Source organism: Janthinobacterium sp. SUN120 (assembly GCF_030397735.1).
GTDB classification, from domain to species: domain Bacteria; phylum Pseudomonadota; class Gammaproteobacteria; order Burkholderiales; family Burkholderiaceae_D; genus Janthinobacterium; species Janthinobacterium kumbetense.
In genome coordinates, this window is the sequence record NZ_JAPUBW010000001.1 from 413,294 (window position 1) to 432,532 (window position 19,239).

The 19,239-nt window shown below is 62.6% G+C and carries 17 protein-coding genes and 1 riboswitch; of the genes, 7 read left to right on the top strand and 10 right to left on the bottom strand.

Annotated elements, in window-relative coordinates:
- Nucleotides 1-3: 3 nt before the first annotated feature.
- The gene (locus tag O0879_RS01800; protein WP_289914366.1) at nt 4-402 is read right to left on the bottom strand and encodes a hypothetical protein; all 399 of its coding nucleotides are present in this window, start codon (nt 400-402) and stop codon (nt 4-6) included.
- A 9-nt stretch (nt 403-411) separates the two neighbouring features.
- A complete protein-coding gene (locus O0879_RS01805) occupies nt 412-1,287 on the bottom strand; it encodes a hypothetical protein (RefSeq protein WP_289914367.1) in 876 nt (291 codons plus the stop codon).
- A 345-nt stretch (nt 1,288-1,632) separates the two neighbouring features.
- Between O0879_RS01805 and O0879_RS01810 the strand changes: the two genes are divergently transcribed.
- The 5 genes from O0879_RS01810 (at nt 1,633) to O0879_RS01830 (ending at nt 6,964) form a co-directional block, all read left to right on the top strand.
- The gene (locus O0879_RS01810) at nt 1,633-2,790 is read left to right on the top strand and encodes an ABC transporter substrate-binding protein (RefSeq protein WP_046682990.1); all 1,158 of its coding nucleotides are present in this window, start codon (nt 1,633-1,635) and stop codon (nt 2,788-2,790) included.
- 85 nt (nt 2,791-2,875) lie between these two features.
- Nucleotides 2,876-3,766, top strand: a complete 891-nt coding sequence (locus O0879_RS01815; protein WP_034782923.1) for a branched-chain amino acid ABC transporter permease — start codon at nt 2,876-2,878, stop codon at nt 3,764-3,766.
- A 7-nt stretch (nt 3,767-3,773) separates the two neighbouring features.
- A complete protein-coding gene (locus O0879_RS01820; RefSeq protein ID WP_289914368.1) occupies nt 3,774-5,717 on the top strand; it encodes a branched-chain amino acid ABC transporter ATP-binding protein/permease in 1,944 nt (647 codons plus the stop codon).
- Nucleotides 5,718-5,727: 10 nt separating this feature from the next.
- The gene (locus tag O0879_RS01825) at nt 5,728-6,450 is read left to right on the top strand and encodes an ABC transporter ATP-binding protein (protein ID WP_099667581.1); all 723 of its coding nucleotides are present in this window, start codon (nt 5,728-5,730) and stop codon (nt 6,448-6,450) included.
- A gap of 340 nt (nt 6,451-6,790) precedes the next feature.
- Nucleotides 6,791-6,964 (top strand): hypothetical protein, encoded by a 174-nt coding sequence (locus tag O0879_RS01830; protein WP_289914369.1) that lies wholly within the window; start codon nt 6,791-6,793, stop codon nt 6,962-6,964.
- Between the two features lie 72 nt (nt 6,965-7,036).
- Here O0879_RS01830 and O0879_RS01835 read toward each other — a convergent pair whose 3' ends face one another.
- From O0879_RS01835 to O0879_RS01870, 8 genes are all read right to left on the bottom strand, one after another.
- A complete protein-coding gene (locus tag O0879_RS01835; RefSeq protein ID WP_289914370.1) occupies nt 7,037-8,275 on the bottom strand; it encodes a hypothetical protein in 1,239 nt (412 codons plus the stop codon).
- Between the two features lie 106 nt (nt 8,276-8,381).
- Entirely contained in the window at nt 8,382-8,702 is a 321-nt protein-coding gene (locus tag O0879_RS01840) for a DUF2288 domain-containing protein (protein ID WP_251348370.1), read from the bottom strand.
- Nucleotides 8,703-8,744: 42 nt separating this feature from the next.
- A complete protein-coding gene (locus O0879_RS01845) occupies nt 8,745-9,452 on the bottom strand; it encodes an RES family NAD+ phosphorylase (RefSeq protein ID WP_251348371.1) in 708 nt (235 codons plus the stop codon).
- A gap of 2 nt (nt 9,453-9,454) precedes the next feature.
- Entirely contained in the window at nt 9,455-9,892 is a 438-nt protein-coding gene (locus O0879_RS01850; RefSeq protein WP_071076812.1) for an MbcA/ParS/Xre antitoxin family protein, read from the bottom strand.
- A 137-nt stretch (nt 9,893-10,029) separates the two neighbouring features.
- Nucleotides 10,030-12,648 (bottom strand): S53 family peptidase, encoded by a 2,619-nt coding sequence (locus tag O0879_RS01855; RefSeq protein ID WP_289914371.1) that lies wholly within the window; start codon nt 12,646-12,648, stop codon nt 10,030-10,032.
- A gap of 83 nt (nt 12,649-12,731) precedes the next feature.
- Nucleotides 12,732-12,818, bottom strand: a riboswitch (cyclic di-GMP riboswitch).
- A gap of 275 nt (nt 12,819-13,093) precedes the next feature.
- Nucleotides 13,094-13,507: a fosfomycin resistance glutathione transferase gene (gene fos / locus O0879_RS01860; protein WP_289914372.1), complete on the bottom strand. Its 414-nt coding sequence runs from the start codon at nt 13,505-13,507 to the stop codon at nt 13,094-13,096.
- Nucleotides 13,508-13,739: 232 nt separating this feature from the next.
- Entirely contained in the window at nt 13,740-15,440 is a 1,701-nt protein-coding gene (gene recJ / locus O0879_RS01865) for a single-stranded-DNA-specific exonuclease RecJ (protein WP_289897584.1), read from the bottom strand.
- Nucleotides 15,437-16,489: a hypothetical protein gene (locus O0879_RS01870; protein WP_289914374.1), complete on the bottom strand. Its 1,053-nt coding sequence runs from the start codon at nt 16,487-16,489 to the stop codon at nt 15,437-15,439. The genes recJ and O0879_RS01870 overlap by 4 nt, the downstream gene beginning before the upstream one ends.
- Nucleotides 16,490-16,649: 160 nt before the next feature.
- Here O0879_RS01870 and O0879_RS01875 point away from each other — a divergent pair, with 160 nt between their 5' ends.
- On the top strand, nt 16,650-17,927 hold the full coding sequence (locus O0879_RS01875) for a lipoprotein-releasing ABC transporter permease subunit (RefSeq protein ID WP_289914375.1): 1,278 nt from the start codon (nt 16,650-16,652) through the stop codon (nt 17,925-17,927).
- A gap of 32 nt (nt 17,928-17,959) precedes the next feature.
- Nucleotides 17,960-19,225 (top strand): lipoprotein-releasing ABC transporter permease subunit, encoded by a 1,266-nt coding sequence (locus tag O0879_RS01880; protein ID WP_071076820.1) that lies wholly within the window; start codon nt 17,960-17,962, stop codon nt 19,223-19,225.
- Nucleotides 19,226-19,239: the final 14 nt, after the last annotated feature.

Below are 19,239 nucleotides of genomic sequence, written 5' to 3' on the forward strand. Positions count from 1 at the left end.
AGGTCAGGTTCGCAGGCTATTTGCAGCCTCGGCAATGGCCAGCGGGTTGCGCGACAGCAGGGCTGCGGCCAGGTCCAGCAAGCCGGCCGCCGCCTTGATGGCCGCGTGCGTGTGCCCGATGTCGGCCACGGTTTTCCTGCCTTGGTCGATGGCCGTGTTCACATTGGCCAATGCCTGCTGCACACTCTGGTTGATCAGGTAGATGCCGTGGGCGCGGAAAAAGGACACCATCTGATCCAGGTGGCTTTCATATTGCTTGAGATCATGCAGCACGGCTGACGGCGTCGGCGGCGTGCGGTCGGTCAGCGCGATGCGCAGCTCCAGTACTTGGTTCGAGGCCTGTGCCAGCTTGTCGGCGATTTCCGTGGTTTGTTTTTCATCGAGTGCGATAACGTTGCCCATGTCCGACTCCTACCAGGGGGATGGTGAATAATTGGCGGCCTGCTTTTGCAGGGTATCGACTTGCTTGGCAAAAGTGTCCAGTTGACGCTCCAATGCCGGGTCTTGCATGGACTTGGCACGCAAGGTGCTGAGACTGTTTTGCAATTCCGTCATGGCGGCAAGATAGGCCTCGATGACCTTGCCACGCTCCTGCAGTTGCCGCCCGTCAAGGTAGAGCTTGGCTTTCAGATAGTTGCTGGCCACGGGTTCCCTGGCGGCAGCGTTGTCGAGCGAGCGATTCAGGGATGCCAGCGTCAGGCTCTCGTCGTGCAGATTGGCCTGGTAGTTTTGCTGCGCATATTTTTTCAGCGCATTGCTGATGATGTAAATATCGTCTTCGCGCGCCAGCAATTCGTTGATTCCCGACTGCTGTCTTTGCTGCGTGACAATCTGGCTGATCAGCGCGCTCAGGCGTGTGACTTTGTCCAGCTGGTCGGCGTCGAGCACCGGCGCCATGCCGCCGGACTGCTGCAAGGCGCCCAGCGAACCGCCAAGGGCGCCGATCTCCTCCTTGTAGTTCGCCAGCTTGTCGTTGGCCAGCGCGGCAAGTACTTCTGCGTAGCGTTTCAATACATCGTTCAGTTCGGCTGTGCCCGCCAACTGCGCCGCATAGTCCTTGCAGCGCCGGAGCAGGTCCTGTTCCGTTTCCTGCGCAACGTAGGGGCGGTCGGTGATGATGCTGTTGCGCCGTACATTATTGGTGCAACTGCTCATGGAGTGGGTCAGCATGGGTTTGAATACTTCCGTTATCGCCACCGTCTGTCCCGCGAACTTGTCGACCGGCGTGAAGTTTTTGCAGGCGCTACTCATGCAGGCGATCAGCAGGCAGGCGCAGATGCTTGTCATGGGCTGGCGCATAGGGTCTCCATGGTAGGGAAGGGATTGCCGCCATGGACGGTTGACCCTGGTTCAATGACCATATCACCATTACATCACCATACTTTTGACGCAGGTCAGACATATGCATCGTGTGTCATGGTGTAGCACCTGTGTCAATTTGCGCCATATTTTCCTTACAAAAGACTGACAACAGGCCTGCAATTGCGGCTTTTCCGCATGTTGCGACGCGTCATATGTAGTTGTTGCTGGTGCATGTTTACTCACCTACAATGATTTATCGATGGGGCGGTTATCCAGCGTACGACTATAAAAATAAGTGGCATTAAAAACGTTGTATCAGAGGAGATGACAATGAATTTGAAACAGAAATTGCTCGTGGCAAGTTTGGTTTTGGGTTTCTCGCAGGCGGCAGTCGCAGCCGACCCCATCAAGATCGGCGTGTCCGGACCGTTTACGGGCGGTTCCGCGCCGATGGGCGTGTCGATGCGCGACGGCGTCAAGCTGGCCGTCGCTGAAATCAATGCCAAAGGCGGCGTGCTGGGTCGTTCCCTGCTGCTCATCGAGCGCGATGACGAAGCGAAGAACGAACGCGGCGTGCAGATCGCCCAGGAACTGATCAACAAGGAAAAGGTCGCCGCCACCGTCGGCTACATCAACACGGGCGTGGCCCTCGCTTCGCAGCGCTTCTACCAGGAAGCGAAGATTCCCGTCATGAACAATGTGGCGACGGGTTCCATCGTCACCAAGCAATTTGCCGACCAGCCGGAAAACTACATTTTCCGCAATGCGGCCAATGACACCATCCAGTCCGGCATGATCGTGCACGAGGCGATCGAAAACCGCAAGTTCAAGAAAGTGGCGATCCTGGCCGATTCCACCAACTATGGCCAACTGGGCCGCGAAGACCTGGAAAAGGCGCTCGACAAGAAGGGCATCAAGCCCGTCGTCGTGGAAAAATACAACATCAAGGACGTCGACATGACGGCCCAGCTGCTGAAAGCCAAGCAGGCGGGGGCGGAAGTCGTGCTGACCTACGGCATCGGCCCGGAACTGGCGCAGATCGCCAACGGCATGGAAAAACTGGGCTGGAAAGTGCCGCTGATCGGCAGCTGGACCCTGGCCATGGGTAACTTCATCGACAACGCGGGCAAGAACGGCAACGGCACGCGCATGCCGCAAACCTTCATCCAGGACGCCAGCACGCCGAAGCGCAAGGCCTTCATCGATGCCTACGTGGCCGCCTACAAGCCATCGGGCGGACGCATGCCGTCGGCCGTCTCGGCCGCGCAAGGCTACGATTCCATCTACCTGCTGGCCGCGGCCATCACGCAGGCGGGCGGCACGGACGGCCCGAAAGTGCGCGCCGCGCTGGAAAACCTGAACGAGAAGGTGGAAGGCGCCGTCACCACCTACAACAAACCGTTCAGCAAGACCAACCATGAAGCGATCACGGCCGACCTGACCGTGTTTGGCGAAGTCAAGGACGGCAAGGTCGTCCTCGCGAAATAAGCCTGGCGGACAGTCGCCGCGCAGTGGCCAGCCTTGAGGAATCAGGACTGGCCATTTTTTCATCTTTCGTCTTCCGGGGAATACCATGGAAATCTTCCTGCAGCTCGTCTTCAGCGGCATCGCGCTGGGCATGATCTATGCCGTCATCGCTTTCGGCTACCAGCTGACCTTTGCCACTTCCGGCACCCTCAATTTCGGCCAGGGCGAATCCCTGATGCTGGGCGCGCTCGTGGGCCTCTCCCTGGTAGGCACCATCCATGGCGGGCCGTACATGAGCTATCTGCTGATGATCCCCATCGTCATCGTCTTCGGCGCCTTGCAGGGCGTATTCGTCGAATGGATAGGCGTGCGGCCCGCCATCAAGATCAAGTCCGAATTCGGCTGGATCATGTCGACCATCGCGCTGGCCATCATTTTCAAGAACGTGGCGGAAAATATCTGGGGCAAGGATGACCTGATGTTCCCGTCGCCGCTGTCGGCCGCGCCGTTCCAGGTATTCGGCGCCAACGTGCAGCAGATGCAGGTGGCCGTCATCGTCGGCGCGCTGGCCATCATGCTGGCCGTGGAAGTATTCAACCGCAAGTCGATCTATGGCAAGGCCGTCGTGGCGACGGCCAACGACCGCGACGCGGCCGGTTTGATGGGCATCAACACGGGCATGGTCATCACGTTTTCCTACGCGCTGTCGTCGGCCACGGCAGCGTTCGCGGGCGTGCTGGTGGCGCCGCTGACCCTGACGGGAGCGACCATGGGCGCTTCGCTGGGCTTGAAAGCGTTTGCCGTGGCCATCATCGGCGGCCTGACCTCGGGCGTGGGCGCCATCGTCGGCGGGCTGATCCTGGGCATCGCCGAGACGACCACCGGCTACTACATCTCCACCGGCTACAAGGAAGTGCCAGGCCTGCTGCTCCTGCTGCTGGTGCTGGCCATCAAGCCGTCCGGCCTGTTCGGCAAAGCCGCGATCAAGAAAGTCTGAGGACGACATGAACAAGAAAATCACCATGCTGGCGTTGAGCGCGGCGGGACTGGCCGTGCTCGCGCTGTTCCCCATCGTCATCCCGAACCCATATTACATCCACCTGGCCGAGACCATATTGATCTATGCCATCCTGCTGTTCGGTCTCGATATCGTCGTCGGCTACACGGGGCAGGTGTCGCTGGGCCACGCGGGACTGTTCGGCATCGGCTCCTACGTCACGGGCGTGCTGGTGTTCAAGCTGGGCGCGCCGTTCTGGCTGGCCATCCCCGCCAGCATCCTGGGCGCGGCCGTCTTCGGCGCCATCCTGGCCTTGCCGGCCCTGCGCGTGACGGGGCCCTACCTGGCGATGGTGACCCTGGCCTTCGGCACCATCGTGCAAATCCTGATCAATGAAATGAGCTTCCTGACGGAAGGGCCGATGGGCATCAAGATCCACAAGCCCGTCCTGTTCGGCCACAAGCTTTCCGAGGTCGAGTATTACTACATGGTCGCCGCGCTGCTGGTGATCTCGCTGGTGGTGGTGCACCGCATTCTGAAATCGAACCTGGGCCGGGCGTTCGAAGCCTTGCGCGACAGCCCCATCGCCTCGGACTGCATGGGCGTGTCCGTGTACCGCTACAAGGTCTACGCCTTCGTCATCAGCGCCGGTTTCGCGGGACTGGCCGGCAGCCTGTATGCGTATTCGGAAGAGTACATTTCGCCCAATACCTACAACTTCGAGCTGACGATATTGTTCCTGCTGGCCGTCATCATGGGCGGACGCAAGACGCGTTCCGGCGCCCTGATCGGCGCCCTGATCGTCGTCATGTTGCCCAGCCTGCTGTCGGACATCGAGTTGTTCCGCAAGATCGCCGTCGGCGCCGCCGTGCTGGGCGTGATCGGTTCCATCGTCATGCTGGCGAAGAAGCGCTCCACCGTGCGCGGCGTGCTCGTGCCCCTGGTGGCCACCATCGGCCTGGCCGCGTATTCGTACAAGCTGGAAAACATGGTCGACTGGCGCCTGACCATCTTCGGCCTGATGACCTTATTTGTCGTGTACTACCTGCAGGACGGCATCGTCGGCTTCCTGATGAGCTTTATCGGCAAGGGCCGGCGCCATGTGGAAGCCGTCGCCTCGCACGGCGTGGCGCCGTTCGACCACGCCCAGGGCGGGCAGCAGGGCGCGACCCTGCTGCGCGTGGACCAGGCCCTGATGCAGTTCGGCGGCCTGAAAGCGCTGAACCAGGTGGACTTGAACGTCACGCAGGGCTCCGTGCACGGCTTGATCGGGCCGAACGGCTCGGGCAAGAGCACGATGATGAACGTGCTGACTGGGATCTACAAGCCGACGGCGGGCAAGGTGGAATTTGCCGGCGTGGTGATCTCCGGCCGCACGCCGTCCGAAATCGCCCTGGGCGGCGTGGCGCGCACCTTCCAGAACGTGCAGCTGTTCGGCGAGATGACGGCGACGGAAAACGTGCTGGTGGGCTTGCACAACACGTTCAAGTCGAACGTGCTGGACGTGATGCTGCATACGCCCCGCTACAAGCGCGAAGAGAAGGCGGCGCGCGAGCGGGCCGCCAGCATCCTCGAATTCGTCGGCCTGGCCGACCTGGCCAACGAAGAGGCGCGCAATTTGCCGTATGGCAAGCAGCGGCTGCTGGAAATCGGCCGCGCGCTGGGCCTGAACCCGCGCCTGCTGCTGCTCGACGAGCCGGCGGCGGGCCTGACGGCGCCCGACATCAAGGAATTGATGGCCATCATCCGCAAGATCCGCGAGCACGGCATCACCATCATCCTGATCGAGCATCACATGGACGTGGTGATGGCCCTGTCGGACGTGGTGACGGTGCTGGACTTCGGCCAGAAGATCGCCGAAGGCGTGCCCGCGCTTGTCCAGAGCGACCCGAAAGTGATCGAAGCCTACCTGGGCGGCAGCGCCGAAACCCTGGCGCCAGCGGCGCACTGAGAGGAAGACCATGCTGACCATTAACAATCTGCACGCCGCCTATGGCAAAGTCGAAGTCTTGCACGGCATTTCGCTCGACGTCCCGAAGGGCAAGCTGGTGACCCTGATCGGTTCGAACGGGGCCGGCAAGACCACCACCATGCGCGCCATTTCCGGCATGCTGAAACCCAAATCCGGCACTGTCACCCTGGGCGGCAAGGATGTCACGGGGCTCGATTCGCACCGCATCGCGCGCGCGGGACTGGCCCATTCGCCGGAAGGCAGGAGGGTGTTCGCCTCGATGTCGGTGACGGACAACCTGCTGCTGGGCGCCTTCCCCCGTTTTACGCGGGCGCGCCCGAAAGGCGACATCAAGGGCGACCTTGACAAGGCGCTGGAACTGTTCCCCCGCCTGAAGGAGCGGCGCGACCAGCTGGCCGGCACCTTGTCGGGCGGCGAGCAGCAAATGCTGGCCATGGCCCGCGCCGTGATGCTGAACCCGGAAGTGATCCTGCTGGACGAGCCGTCGATGGGCCTGGCGCCGATTCTGGTGGAAGAAGTCTTCCGCATCATCACGCGCTTGAAGGCCGAAGGCGTGACCATGCTGCTGGTCGAGCAATTCGCCGCCGCCGCCCTGAACGTGGCCGATTACGGCTATGTGCTGGAAAACGGCAGCATTTCCGTGCACGGGCCGGCGGAAAGCCTGAAAAATGATCCGAAGGTGATCGCGGCCTATCTGGGCGGCGGGCATTGAGCATGGCTGGACAATGCGCTTGCTGCGCATTGTCAAATCTTCTGCGTTGCGCAATGTAGTGTTCTGCCAGGCACTCATCGCCTGCCTGGCCGGACTTATGGGTGCTCAACAGAACCTGTCGAAGTCTCCTTTACCCAGAATTATGAATCAAAAAGGTCTACGCTACCGGCGGCAAATCATCTATCGCGTTTTCATTTGCCGGGACTTGTGATTCACGAACACCCAAGTCAATGGCGACGACGCCGGGCTTCCGAATTCTGGAACTAAAAATCCATCACGATACGGCACACTGCATTTGCTGATTTCAGCGCAGTTACCTAACCGAATCACTGAGGACATCATGACCAAAGCAAAGCACAATCAAAAACCGTCGACACTCACCACAACCCGTGCGGCATCGCGAGCACAGGCAGCCGTTGCCCGTTCGACCGGCGGCAGCGTCCCTAAAGGCAGCTACGTTGGCCGCCTTCAGGCAGCAGCAGCCAATAATTCTGGCAAGCCAGGTGTCAAGTAAAGGGAGCACGGACATGACAAGCCAACAGGAACGCGATAACCATAGCAATCAGATGAACCCGAATAATGATGCCTACTGGCAGTCGCGGGGAGAGGATGAGCGACCGGCGGACTGGGAGGCGCAGAAGGATGCAAATGATTTGCCTTCAGCTTCTTGAGACGTAAGATAGCTAGGCCAGGCCTGCACGCCGAATTGCAGGCCTTTGGTGACCAAACGGTCCCGGTTCCGCTTCCACCAGGCCCTATAGCTGTCTGTACAATCGAGCAAGGCGGTGGCGCGACCCTTCTCTCGGGTCAGGAGCGGACTCCATAGATGTGAGCAGAAAAATATAGGCAATGGCATTGACAGGTAAATGCCGTTGCTGTCCGGCTTGATCACGGTTGTCCACAAGCATTCCAGCTGGCGTATTGTGAAGCGCGTAGTCTCGTCGCGCCAGCTTATCAGGCGTGCGTCACTTTCGCCAGACCAGGCTACGAAGTCCTTCACCCGAGGCATGTTTTCGGGCAAACGTCGGTCACGCCTCCAGGCTACAAGCACAAATAAGAAATCAAACAGACGCGAGGTCGCAGTGTTGAAAACCCCCTTTTTAGGTTGCTTGCCATTTTTCGAGAGTTGTCCTGTCTCATGATCGAAATCAATGCGGGGATCAAAGCGGGGCATCACCAGCTGAAAAAGTGGATAGGCCTGCATAGTATTGTCAAAGTAACCAGCACAGAATTCCACATCCCAGCATGACAATATATGGAGGAGCAGTGCGTCATTCAAAGGCTTGGCTGTCTCCAGCAATGCATCAACATCCGAATCGAGCTTAAGCTGTGCGCGCAGCACACGCGCCTCGTCGATATCGGCCTCCTCTAGGCAGAACGACTGCAGCCAATCTAGCATAGTGATCAACACGTCACGTACCAGGGCAGTATCGTGCAAGGTAATGGCGTCACTGAGCGCTGCGCAATCTTGGTCGAAGTGTTCCGCCAGAGTTAGCGTTTCCTGACAATACCTTCCATGATTGGGACTCAAACTGTAAATGAGATCAGCAGTTGGCAAAAATTTACCGGTCCTGACAGATGGATATTGCGCAAGAATGGTGCTTGCCTCATCGGCGGACCACCCTCCGATATCAATCATTTGCTTGGTCAGCGCAGCGTTGGTTCTTTTGCCGAGATTTTTGCGATCCTCCTCGGTTGGCACCCATCCATGCTTAAAGCGGGTTCGCCAAGTGCGTTCGGATGTGCCCGAAAACTCACCAAACGATACGGCCAACTTGCGTCCATTTAATCGCTCTAAAATCAAGAAGGCAAAATGATTAAACATAACGTTGCGACCTTCTGTAAAGCGTGTATGGCGATGCACCGAGATCGGACGATTTTGTCTCGGGCATGCATCGCTGCGCCCGATGCTCGAGCGCAGCCTGTAGGCATCAGTGTTTGGTGGGCTTTTCCTGCTGCACCAGAATGAACGGGCTGACGACGACGGCCCACAGCGCGGCATCGGCCGCCTGCCAGTCCAGCGCCTGCTGGTCCGACACCTTGGCGACCTTGCCATCGACCATCCATTGCGTGATGGTGGCCTTGTCGTCGTGCGAGATGCGCACGGCCACTTCGACCAGGTCCAGTTCATTGGCGACCCAGACGACGTTGCCCTGGGCGAAATGCTTTTCCAGCTCGCTCCAGGCCAGGCGGGCCGTTTCGCTGTTCACTTTGAGGCGCAGTTCGGTGTCTTTTTCAGGATTGGTTTGCATGCGAAATATCAGGTTGCGGTGAGTCGGGTGCCGGTGCGCGGTTTATTTGCCTGGCAAGGCTTCCACCTGCGGCGTCGGCGTACCCCGCCATGTTAACCGATAGGCGGCGCCTTTGCGAACATTGCCCACCAGGGCAGGACGGAAGCAGGCCAGGTTGGTGCCGCTGGCGTGACGCACGCTGGGGAAGATCACGCCCATGGAGCCGGCTTCGAGCAGGATGGCGGCCAGGTCTTGCGAGGCGATGTAGCTGGCCGGGTCCAGGCAAGCCTGGTAGCGCTGCTGGCCGCGCAGGTCGTGGAAACTGGCGGAAAAATCGGCCAGCAGCGACTGGTAGTTGACGCTGTCGTCGAAATAGTCGATTTCCTGGTATTCCACGGTCTTGTGGAAAATGATCTCGGCCAGCGCCGTTGGCATGTCGAAGGCGCAATACCAGGCGCCCCGTTCGCCATCGTTGAAGCGCGCCCCTTCCGGGCGGGCATACGTGTAGGCGGCGTTGATGATGCGGAAGTGCGGCACGCCAAAAACCAGCTCGTCCACGCCAATTCCTGGCGCGCCGCCGTACTCGGCCACCAGGCGCGCGTTGGTCGCGTTGTCGAGCTCGAACAGCTCGCGCAGGTGATCGTCGTTCTCGGCCAGGGGCGCCAGCACGGAGTCTTCCATGTCGGCGAAGCGCGAGGGAATCAGGCGGCAAGTGTCGATCTGGCGCAAGGCGGCCAGCGGCGGCAGGTGCTCATTCGGGGCGGCAGGCACGATCACAGCCCTCCGCGGCGCGCGTCGAGCAGCTTGCGCACCGTCTGCATGGCCAGCAAGCCGCCGGCCAGCATCTGCGACAGGGGCGTGCGGCCGCCGAAGATGGGATTCTTGTTGGGCAAACTCACCCATTCGTCGGCCAGCTTGTCGCCGTACAGGATGTGCAAGGCCTTGTAGATGCCCAGCAAATAGGAAATGCGCGTGATGCGGTCCACTTCCAGCACGCGGTCCGGGTGCTTCTTCCACTCGTACCAGGCGCTGCTGGACAGGCCGCCCAGCAATTCGCGCGCATCGTCGTCGCGCAGCTTCCAGGCGGCGGCCAGCTTGAAAAACCCTTTCAAGGCCGCTTGCGACAATCGCTCGCGCTCGGCTTTGGCATTCAGGTCGACGAGCACGGCCGGCTCGAAGCGGCTCTTGGGGTAGGCGTAGGCGAGATTCATGACATATCCTTCATTAAAACTCTGTATATGGACTATTTATACTCCTTTTCTGGATTCGTTGCAACGGCCGCGCGCATGCAAAACGGGGCGCACCAGGACGGGAGTCCCGGTGCGCCCCGTTGGCGGGCCCCGTTCGCTTATCTGGCCGTGACGGTGACGGGCACGTTGAGCTGCGCCGTCAAGCCGTTACTGTCCAGCGCCACGACCTTCAGCGCATAGCTGCCGGCCACCGGTTGCGGCCAGGTGGCCGTGATGGTCATGCCGCTCATGGAAAACTGCATGCCCAGCGGCGCGCCGAGGATGGAGATCCACAGGGCGTTCGCGCCCGGCGCCGTCAGCACGATGCTGCCGCTCATGGCCTTGCCGGCCACGCCCGTCATGGCGGCGGCGCTGATCGTGGGGCCGGCGGCGGCGATTTTCACCGTGGCCACGGCCTGGCCCGTCAAGCCCGTCTTGCTATCTTTGGCGATGACGGTCACGCTGTAGCTGCCCAGCACGGGGCTGGCCCAGCTGACGACGCCGGCGGCGCTGACGGCCATGCCGGATGGCGCGCCCGACAGGCTGTAGGTGACGGGGTTGGGCGCCACCGTCGTGGCTGCGAACGACAGGGCCACGCCCGGCTTGCCGCTCACGCTGGCCACCGTGACGACAGGGGACAGCGGGGCGGCGATGGCCACCGTATAGATGCCCTTGCCGCTCAGGCCAGTCTTGCTGTCCGTGGCTGTCACGGTGACGGCATAGGTGCCGGCTACGGGCGCGGCCCAGCTCACCAGTCCGGCGCTGCTGATGGTCATGCCGGCCGGCGCGCCGGCGAGCGTGTAGCTGACGGGATTGGGGCCGGAGACGCTGACATTGAACGCCAGGGCCGTGCCAACCTTGCCCGTGATGGCGCCGGCGCCGACGACGGGCGGCGCGACGGGGGTAATGACGATGGCGTACATGCCCTGGCCACTGAGGCCGCTGACGGTATCCTTGGCCACCATGGTCACGGCATACGTGCCCGCGACGGGGGCGGCCCAGCTGACCACGCCCGTGGCGGCGATGCCCATGCCGGCCGGCGCGCCCAGCATGCTGTAGCTGAGGGGATTGGCAGCGGTGGCCGAGACGGTGAACGACAGCGGCTTGCCGGCCGCGCCGCTGATGCTGGCCGGCGCCACCACGGGCGCGGCCGGTGCAATCTGCGTGCCCGACAGGCCGGCCAGCAGGCTTTTCACGTTCGGCGTGCCCAGGCCGCCCAGCGGGTCATAGCCGACCCTGGCCGTGCACACGCTGCAGGTGCCGTTGCTGCCGCGCGTGATGTCGGCAAAGCTGCTGGCGAAGGTACCGGGCACGCTGGCGATCTGGCCGTACAAGATATTGTGCGGCAAGCCGAGCGCCGCCTTCGCCTGCAGCGCGCGGCTGGCGTTGGCGATGGCGACCAGGCCGGCCCATTGCGGCGTGGACAGGCTGGTGCCGCCAATGCTGAGCCAGCTGGCGGTGCTGCTGCCGGGCGTCATCACGGCCGTGTACTGGCCTGTGGCGGGGTCGGCATTGAAGGCCACGTCGGCCACGTTGCGGCGCAGCAAGTTGGTCAGGCCGGGCACGCTGGCCGTCTGGTAGGCGGGCAGTGCCGTATAGGCGCTGATGCCGCCGCCCGTGCCGGACCAGGCCGTTTCGCTGCGCACGCCGCTGCCGCTGTAGCTGAGCGTGGTGCCGCCCACGGCCAGCACGTTGGACGACACGGACGGCCAGGACACGCCGCTGCCCGAATCGCCCGTGGCGGCCAGGTAGCTCATGTTCTTGCCCGTGAAGGCGCTGTCGACGGATGCTGTCCAGTTGCCTTCGGCGGCGCCAAAGCTCATCGACACGACACCAGGCCCCATCTGGTTGGCCAGGCGCACGGCGCCCAGCAGGCTGTTGATGGAAGCGTCGGGCGCCTCGATCAGCACGATGCGCGCCAGCGGCGCCGTGGCATGCGCCCACTGCACGTCGAGTGCGATTTCCATGGCCCAGCCCGAGTTATAGGCGGGCGCCGTGGCCGTCATGGTGCTCGATGGCGTGTTGTAGACAACAGAAAATTCACAGCCGCTGGCCGGGGCGGGCGGCAGGGGCAGGGTGGCATTCGTGGCGATAGCCTTGGTGGTGCAGCCGGGCAAGCCGAATTTCTGGTTGAAGATGGCCAGTTCGGCCGCCGCGTTCGGGTTGTGCATGGCGTCGACGATGTAGATCGTCTGTCCCGCGCCCAGCTGGGCCGCCTGGGCTGGCGTCAGCGCCGTGCCGGCCGCCGGCAGGGCGGGCAAGTCGTAGGCGGCGCGGATTTGCGCGGGAGAATAGGTCGCCACCACGCTGCTGCCGGCCATGGGCGCGGCGATGTCGCCCGCGCCGCCGTCCAGCAAGGGGGCGATATCCTGTGCCGCCTGTTCCGAGGCGGCGATTTTTTGCGCCGTCAGGCGGCGCGTGGTCATTTCCCGCATGGCGCCGGGCACGTTTTGCAAGTGCGGCCGCCAGTGGGCCGAGCCGCTGCTGTTGGCGCTGTCGCGCCCGTCAGGCGCATCGAGCAGGGCCGGGGCCGCATGGAACATCGGTTGCACCACCAGCGCGCCGACGGTGGCGGGGACGACGGGCACCTCGACAGTGAACTGTGTCGCTGCCGTGGCGATGGCGGCGGGCGGCGTCGATGTCTCCTGGCCGGGGCCGCAAGCGGCCAGCAGGAGGGCGGCTGTGGCGCCCAGCAGCAGGCGCCCGTGACGGTGATGCGGGGGGATGATTTTTTTCATGGCGAAACTCTCCGAGTTGGGCGAGGGCCACATCTCGACAATGCTTCCAGGCTGGCGCCGCGCGCTGGCGGTCCCGGCCCTGCATTGGCAGCCCCGCTGCCGTGGCGCTTGCGCGCGGTAGGCCGGTGGCTTTGCGTCCCCGCCTTTCGACGGGTTTGCCCTCAAAACTGATCATGCATCATTGGGAATTTCATGACGCGTCATCGATTTTAGTGAATTTGCCAAATAAGTGTTAACTATTTTCAATCAATATTTTTATTTATGCAATAAAATGTGGCAAATTTGCCTATTGATGGATGGAATCTTGTCAGGCTGATTAAGTCTTAAAAGCAAGGTTATCAAGGGTGTACCGAGGCGTGACAGTGTTTTTTCACGGCAACGGCGCTTGCACTTTTTGTTTTATAACGAATCTAACGAATTTACTGAATATGCGATCTTGCCGGTCTCAATCCTCGAACACCATGCCCGGATACGGCGCTGCGCGGCAGGCCACCAGCCGCTGCGCCAGGCTGCCAGCATGGGCTTCCAGCCGGTGGCCGTCCGGGTCGAGAAAATACAGCGAATCGCCGGCGCTGCGGTTTTGCTGCCATTCGGGCACGCCGGCGGCGCGCAGGCGGGCGGCAAAGGCGGCGAAGTCTTCCGGGGCAATGGAAAACGCATAGTGCGTATAGGCCGGGCTGGCCAGCGCGGCCGTGCCCTGTCCATCCAGCGACAGGCACAGCCACAAATCCCCGGCCGACAGATACGCGCCCCTGTCCCAGCGCGCATGCAGGCGCAGGCCCAAGGTGTCGCGGTAAAAGGCCACGCTGCGCGCCAGGCCGCGCACGGACAGGGTGAGGTGGTTCAGGCCGGTCAACATGGGGCTGGATAGCTTTCAGGTGGGGGAGGCCGGTTCCAGCTTCCGCAGTGGTTTGATGCAACATTGCTGCAGGCAAACATGAGACACGGCAATAAGACCGCAAACGTCGCAACACCTGACACAACCGTAGCGAGCGGAAGGAAGAGGTGGTCGAGAAGCGCAACCGTACTTCCAGTACGGTGAGCATCGCAGGCGACCTATGCCGACGCGCAGTAGGTGGTGTCAGGTGTCACTACACAGGCTCGGCGTGCTCCACCATGAGTTGTACTTTGGTCGTGCCATTGTATTCATTCGCGTCGAGCCGGAAGGCGACCCGCGTGCGCTCGCCCAGGGCGTCCGTGTGGCCGAACCAGATGGCGTCGAAGCGCACGCCGTTCTTTTCCAGCAACAGTTTCAAATGGCGCTCTTTTAATATGCGCTGGCTGACGACGCGGAATTCGTCGCAAAAGACGGGCGGGGCGAAGCCCTGGCCCCACACCTGCTCATCCATCAGCTCGATGAAGGCCGTCGTGTAATACGCGTCTTCCAGCGGGCCGTCCGTTTCCACCACCCGTTCCAGCTGTTGCTGGCTGAGCCAGGCCTGGCCCACGGCTTCGAAGGCCTGGGAAAAGGCGTCGAAGGCGTCGGCGCGGATGGTCAAGCCGGCCGCCATGGCGTGGCCGCCGAACTTGTCGATCAGGCTGGGCGCCCGTTTCGACACGAGGTCGAGCGCGTCGCGCAAGTGAAAGCCGGGGATCGAGCGGCCGGAACCCTTGATCCAGCCATCGGCGCCCGGTGCGAACGTGATGGTCGGACGATAAAACTTTTCCTTCAGGCGCGAGGCCACGATGCCGATCACGCCCTGGTGCCAGGATTCATCGAAGACGCTGATGGTGCTGCTGTTGGCCGGTTCGAAAGCATCGAGGTGCAGCAAGGCCGTATCCTGCATTTCCGCTTCGATTTCGCGGCGCTTCAGGTTGATGTCGTTCAGTTGCTGGGCCAGGGCCCAGGCGCGGCCTTCGTCGTCCGTGACCAGGCATTCGATGCCCAGGGACATGTCCTGCAGGCGGCCGGCCGCATTCAGGCGCGGTCCCAGCGCAAAACCGAGGTCGAACGGCGTGGCGCTGCGCGCTTCGCGGCCCGCCACGCGGAACAGGGCTGCCACGCCCGCATGCATATTGCCCTTGCGCATGCGCTTGAGACCTTGCGCGACGAGGATGCGGTTGTTGGTATCGAGGCGCACCACGTCGGCCACCGTGCCCAGCGCCACCAGGTCGAGCAGGTTATCGAGCTTGGGTTGCGTTTGCGCATCGAAGATGCCGCGCCGGCGCAGTTCGGCGCGCAAGGCCAGCAAGACGTAGAACACGACGCCCACGCCCGCCAGGTGTTTACTAGGGAAACCGCAGGCGGGCTGGTTCGGGTTGACGATGACGGCTGCGTCGGGCAGGGTGTCGGCCGGCAAATGGTGGTCGGTGACAACCACCTGGATGCCGCGCCGGTTCGCCTCGGCCACGCCGTCGATGCTGGCGATGCCGTTGTCGACGGTGATGATGATGTCGGGCGATTTTTCGCGCGCGGTGAGTTCGACGATTTCCGGCGTCAGGCCGTAACCGTATTCAAAACGGTTGGGCACGATGAAGTCGACGTCGGCGCCCATGGCGCGCAAGCCGCGGATGGCGACGGCGCAGGCGGTGGCGCCGTCGCAGTCGTAGTCGGCCACGATGACCATGCGTTTCTTGGCGGCAATGGCGTCGGCCAGGAAGACGCCGGCCGCGCCGATGTGCAGCAAGCCGGACGGCGGTATCAAGTCCTTCGGCTCGATCGAGAGCTCTTTCGCGTCGGACAGGCCGCGCGACGCATACAAGCGGGCCAGCACGGGGTGGATGCCGCCCTGGCGCAGCAATTCGGATTCGCGGTAAGGGCAGGGACGGGTGGCGATGCGGGTACGGGTCATGATGCTTTCAACTTGTTCAGGGTAATCGCGCGCCAGAATTTGCGCTGCGCATGCTTGCTGGTGGTGCAGTCCAGCCAGGCGTCGCGGTGGCTCAGCACCAGGCGCAACTGGCCCAGGCGGCCATCCTTGACGGCCGCCAGCAGGGGCGCGAACCAGTCCGCCTCCAGCGCTTGCAACTGTTGCAGCCACATGCCCCATTCCTGCGCCTGCGCCGCTTCGGTCAATCCGCCCAGCACGACGATGGCGTCGGTCTGGTCCGCCAGCACACTGCTTGGACTGGCATCGCGCCGCGCCGGTTCCGCCAGCGCGGCCAGCCAGTCGGGCGCGTCCTTCGTATGCAGGCTGGCCGCGCAGCGCGCAGGTGCAGATGCAGCCAGGCTGCCGCCCCAGATCCAGAAGGAATTGATGGCTTTCAAGCCCCGTTCTTCGCGTGCCGCGTTGACGGGATGTTCATGCCACAGCATCTGCACTTCGTTCTGCAGGCGGCGCGCGGCGCGCGCATGCTCGCCTTCCGGCATCCACACGGACAGGTCTTGCGTGGTGGCGGCGTCCGGCGTGGCGCACTGCAAGTCGCTCCAGCCATCGGCGCGCATGAACCAGGTGCCCGCGTCGCCATACGCCAGGGGCTGGCCGATTTCGTCGAAATACGGACGCGCCGTCTCGAACAGCGTGCGGCCATCGGCCTCGCTCAGCTTGAGCTGGCGCAAGTCTTCCAGGCTGATATGGCTGCGGGCGATGGCCAGGTGGGCCGGATGCAGCAGGAAGTAGCGCGCGCCCGGTTCCGGCGCCAGACCGTAGCCGCGCATGGCCTGGGCCGCAAAGGCCGCCTGCGCCGCCGCGCCGTTGGGCGCGGGCGACAGGGTCAAGGCATGCGCCAGCCACGCTTCGTGCGGCAGCAGGCGGTTGGCGTTGTCAAAAGTTTCCAAATTGCAAGTCGAGGTGCGCGACAGCAGGGCCGCCAGGGCGGGTGCCTGCAAGACCTTGAGCAGGTCGGCAGCCAGTTCGGCGTTGGGCAAGGCGAAGGGCAGGACGAGGGTAAGTTGATTCATCCCGAGATTGTAGGCGATTGTGGCGGTGGGGGAGTAGTTCCTGCGCTTTTTCCCTTGACGGCGGGCGCGGGAAAAGTCGCGCCACGGTGATGTGTTTCACGCATGAGTGTCATTTGTGTGGCACACTGCGCGCTCGCATATTACGTTGTCGCGGGAGCGCATGAGCATCATCAAACAATTTCCTTTTGAGTGGCAGGTTGGCGTGCGCTATACGCGTGCCGGGAAGCGCAGCGGCCGCAACAGCTTCATTTCCTTCATCTCCCTCATTTCCGTGGCCGGCATCGGCCTGGGCGTGGCCGCCCTGATCGTCGTCCTCTCCGTCATGAACGGCTTCCAGAAGGAAGTCACCGACCGGCTGATGTCGGTGCTGGCCCATGTCGAGGTGTTCGATACCAGCGGCTCGATGCCGAATTGGCAGGCGCAGGAGCGCGCCGCCTACGCCAACCCGCAAGTAAAAGCCGTGTCGCCGTTCGTGGAAACCCAGGGCATGCTGCTCAATGACGAAACCATGCGCCCGTCCGTCGTGCGCGGCGTGCTGCCGCAGCAGGAAGCCACCGTCTCCAGCGTGGCTTCCCAGATGAAGCAGGGCAGTTTCAAGGATCTCACGCCAGGCTCGTACAACATCGTGCTGGGCATCGACCTGGCCAAGGCGCTGGGCGTGCAGGTGGGGCAGAACGTCACCCTGATGCTGGAACGCGAGCCGAAGGCGGGCGACCCGGCCACTGGCATCGTCATGCCGCGCATGCGCGCGCTCAAAGTCGCCGGCATCTTCGAGGCAGGCCACAATGAACTCGATGGCAGCCTGGCGTTTGTGAACATGCAGGATGCGCAGCAGCTGCTGCAGCTCGACGGCCCGTCCGGCCTGCGCCTGCGCCTGCACGACATGAACCAGGCGCCGCAGGTGGCGCGCGAATTGAAGGCCTCGATGCCGGGCCAGCTGTGGATGCGCGACTGGTCGCGCGCCAGCGCCAGCTGGTATGCGCTGGTGCAAAGCCAGAAGAACATGATGTTCATCATCCTCAGCATGATCATCGCCGTGGCCGCGTTCAACCTCGTCTCGACGCTGGTCATGTCGGTCACCGACAAGCAGGCCGATATCGCCATTTTGCGCACCCTGGGCGCTTCGCCGTTCTCGATCATGAAGATATTCATGATCCAGGGCGCGCTGGTCGGCTTGCTGGGCAGCGCGCTGGGCGTGATCGGCGGCGTCGTGCTGGCGCTGAACGTGGGCGTCATCGTGCCCTTCATCGAAGGCATCTTCGGCCTGCACTTCATCTCGAAGGAAATCTACCAGATCAGCGCCGTGCCGTCGGACGTGCACTGGCTGGACGTGGCGCAGATCGGCCTGATCGCCTTTGGCCTGGCGCTGGTGGCGACCATCTACCCGAGCTGGCGCGCCGCGCGCGTCAAGCCGGCCGAGGCGCTGCGCTACGAATAACACTCCAAGAAACGATAAAGACCGCCTGAATAATGAGTATTTTCAAGAATTTGCCCTTTGAATGGCTGGTTGGCCTGCGCTACACGCGGGCCGGCAAGCGCAGTGGCCGTAACAGTTTTATCTCCTTCATCTCGCTCATTTCCATGGCCGGCATCGGCCTGGGCGTGGCGGCGCTGATCGTCGTGCTGTCCGTGATGAACGGCTTCCAGAAGGAAGTGACGGACCGCATGCTGTCCGTGCTGGCCCACGTGGAAGTGTTCGACAACAGCGGCAGCATGCCCGACTGGCGCGCCGAAGCGGCGCAGGCGTTCAAGAATCCTGCCGTGAAAGGCGCCGCGCCGTTTGTGGAAACGCAAGGCATGCTGCTGCGCGACGATGCGCTGCGCCCCGCCATCGTGCGCGGCGTGCTGCCCGAGGAAGAGCCGAACGTCTCCGACGTGGCCGGCCAGACGCGCATGGGCAGCTTCAAGGCCCTGCAGCCGGGCACCTTCAATATCGTGCTGGGCATCGAGCTGGCGCGCGCCTTGCGCGTCAACCTCGGCGAAAAAGTCACCTTGATGCTGGCGCAAGGCCAGGTCACGCCGGCCGGCGTGCTGCCGCGCATGCGCAGCTTCACCGTCAGCGGCATCTTCCAGGCGGGCCACAATGAATTCGACGCGGGCCTGGCCTTCATCAATATCGAAGACGGCCAGCGCTTGCTGCGCCTGGACGGTCCATCGGGCCTGCGTTTGCGCCTGGCCGACATGAACCAGGCGCCGCAAGTGGCGGCGGAGCTGAAAAAATCCATGCCGGGCGACCTGTGGCTGCGCGACTGGTCCAAGCTGAACGCCAACTGGTTCGCCGCCGTGCAGACGGAAAAGCGCATGATGTTCATCATTCTGACCCTGATCATCGCGGTGGCCGCCTTCAACCTGGTCTCGACCCTGGTGATGACGGTGACGGACAAGCAGGCCGATATCGCGATTTTGCGCACCCTGGGCGCATCGCCCCGTTCCATCATGAAGATTTTCATGATCCAGGGCGCGCTGGTGGGCATCCTGGGCACCATCCTGGGCGTGGGCGGCGGCGTGCTGGTCGCCATGAACATCGACGTCATCGTGCCCTTCATCGAGCATCTGCTGGGCGTGCAGTTCCTCTCCAAGGACATTTACTTCATCAGCACCGTGCCGTCCGACCTGCGCTGGCCCGACGTCACCAAGATCGGCGTGCTGGCCGTGATCCTCGCCTTCCTGGCGACCCTGTACCCAAGCTGGTGGGCCGCCCGCGTGAAACCTGCGGAAGCCCTGCGCTATGAATAAACCACTGACTATGA

Bases quoted from the DNA above. Each gene is read 5' to 3' on its own strand.
- O0879_RS01800 (WP_289914366.1), bottom strand. From the start codon at position 402: ATGGGCAACGTTATCGCACTCGATGAAAAACAAACCACGGAAATCGCC.
- O0879_RS01805 (WP_289914367.1), bottom strand. From the start codon at position 1,287: ATGACAAGCATCTGCGCCTGCCTGCTGATCGCCTGCATGAGTAGCGCC.
- O0879_RS01810 (WP_046682990.1), top strand. From the start codon at position 1,633: ATGAATTTGAAACAGAAATTGCTCGTGGCAAGTTTGGTTTTGGGTTTC.
- O0879_RS01815 (WP_034782923.1), top strand. From the start codon at position 2,876: ATGGAAATCTTCCTGCAGCTCGTCTTCAGCGGCATCGCGCTGGGCATG.
- O0879_RS01820 (WP_289914368.1), top strand. From the start codon at position 3,774: ATGAACAAGAAAATCACCATGCTGGCGTTGAGCGCGGCGGGACTGGCC.
- O0879_RS01825 (WP_099667581.1), top strand. From the start codon at position 5,728: ATGCTGACCATTAACAATCTGCACGCCGCCTATGGCAAAGTCGAAGTC.
- O0879_RS01830 (WP_289914369.1), top strand. From the start codon at position 6,791: ATGACCAAAGCAAAGCACAATCAAAAACCGTCGACACTCACCACAACC.
- O0879_RS01835 (WP_289914370.1), bottom strand. From the start codon at position 8,275: ATGTTTAATCATTTTGCCTTCTTGATTTTAGAGCGATTAAATGGACGC.
- O0879_RS01840 (WP_251348370.1), bottom strand. From the start codon at position 8,702: ATGCAAACCAATCCTGAAAAAGACACCGAACTGCGCCTCAAAGTGAAC.
- O0879_RS01850 (WP_071076812.1), bottom strand. From the start codon at position 9,892: ATGAATCTCGCCTACGCCTACCCCAAGAGCCGCTTCGAGCCGGCCGTG.
- O0879_RS01855 (WP_289914371.1), bottom strand. From the start codon at position 12,648: ATGAAAAAAATCATCCCCCCGCATCACCGTCACGGGCGCCTGCTGCTG.
- fos (WP_289914372.1), bottom strand. From the start codon at position 13,507: ATGTTGACCGGCCTGAACCACCTCACCCTGTCCGTGCGCGGCCTGGCG.
- recJ (WP_289897584.1), bottom strand. From the start codon at position 15,440: ATGACCCGTACCCGCATCGCCACCCGTCCCTGCCCTTACCGCGAATCC.
- O0879_RS01870 (WP_289914374.1), bottom strand. From the start codon at position 16,489: ATGAATCAACTTACCCTCGTCCTGCCCTTCGCCTTGCCCAACGCCGAA.
- O0879_RS01875 (WP_289914375.1), top strand. From the start codon at position 16,650: ATGAGCATCATCAAACAATTTCCTTTTGAGTGGCAGGTTGGCGTGCGC.
- O0879_RS01880 (WP_071076820.1), top strand. From the start codon at position 17,960: ATGAGTATTTTCAAGAATTTGCCCTTTGAATGGCTGGTTGGCCTGCGC.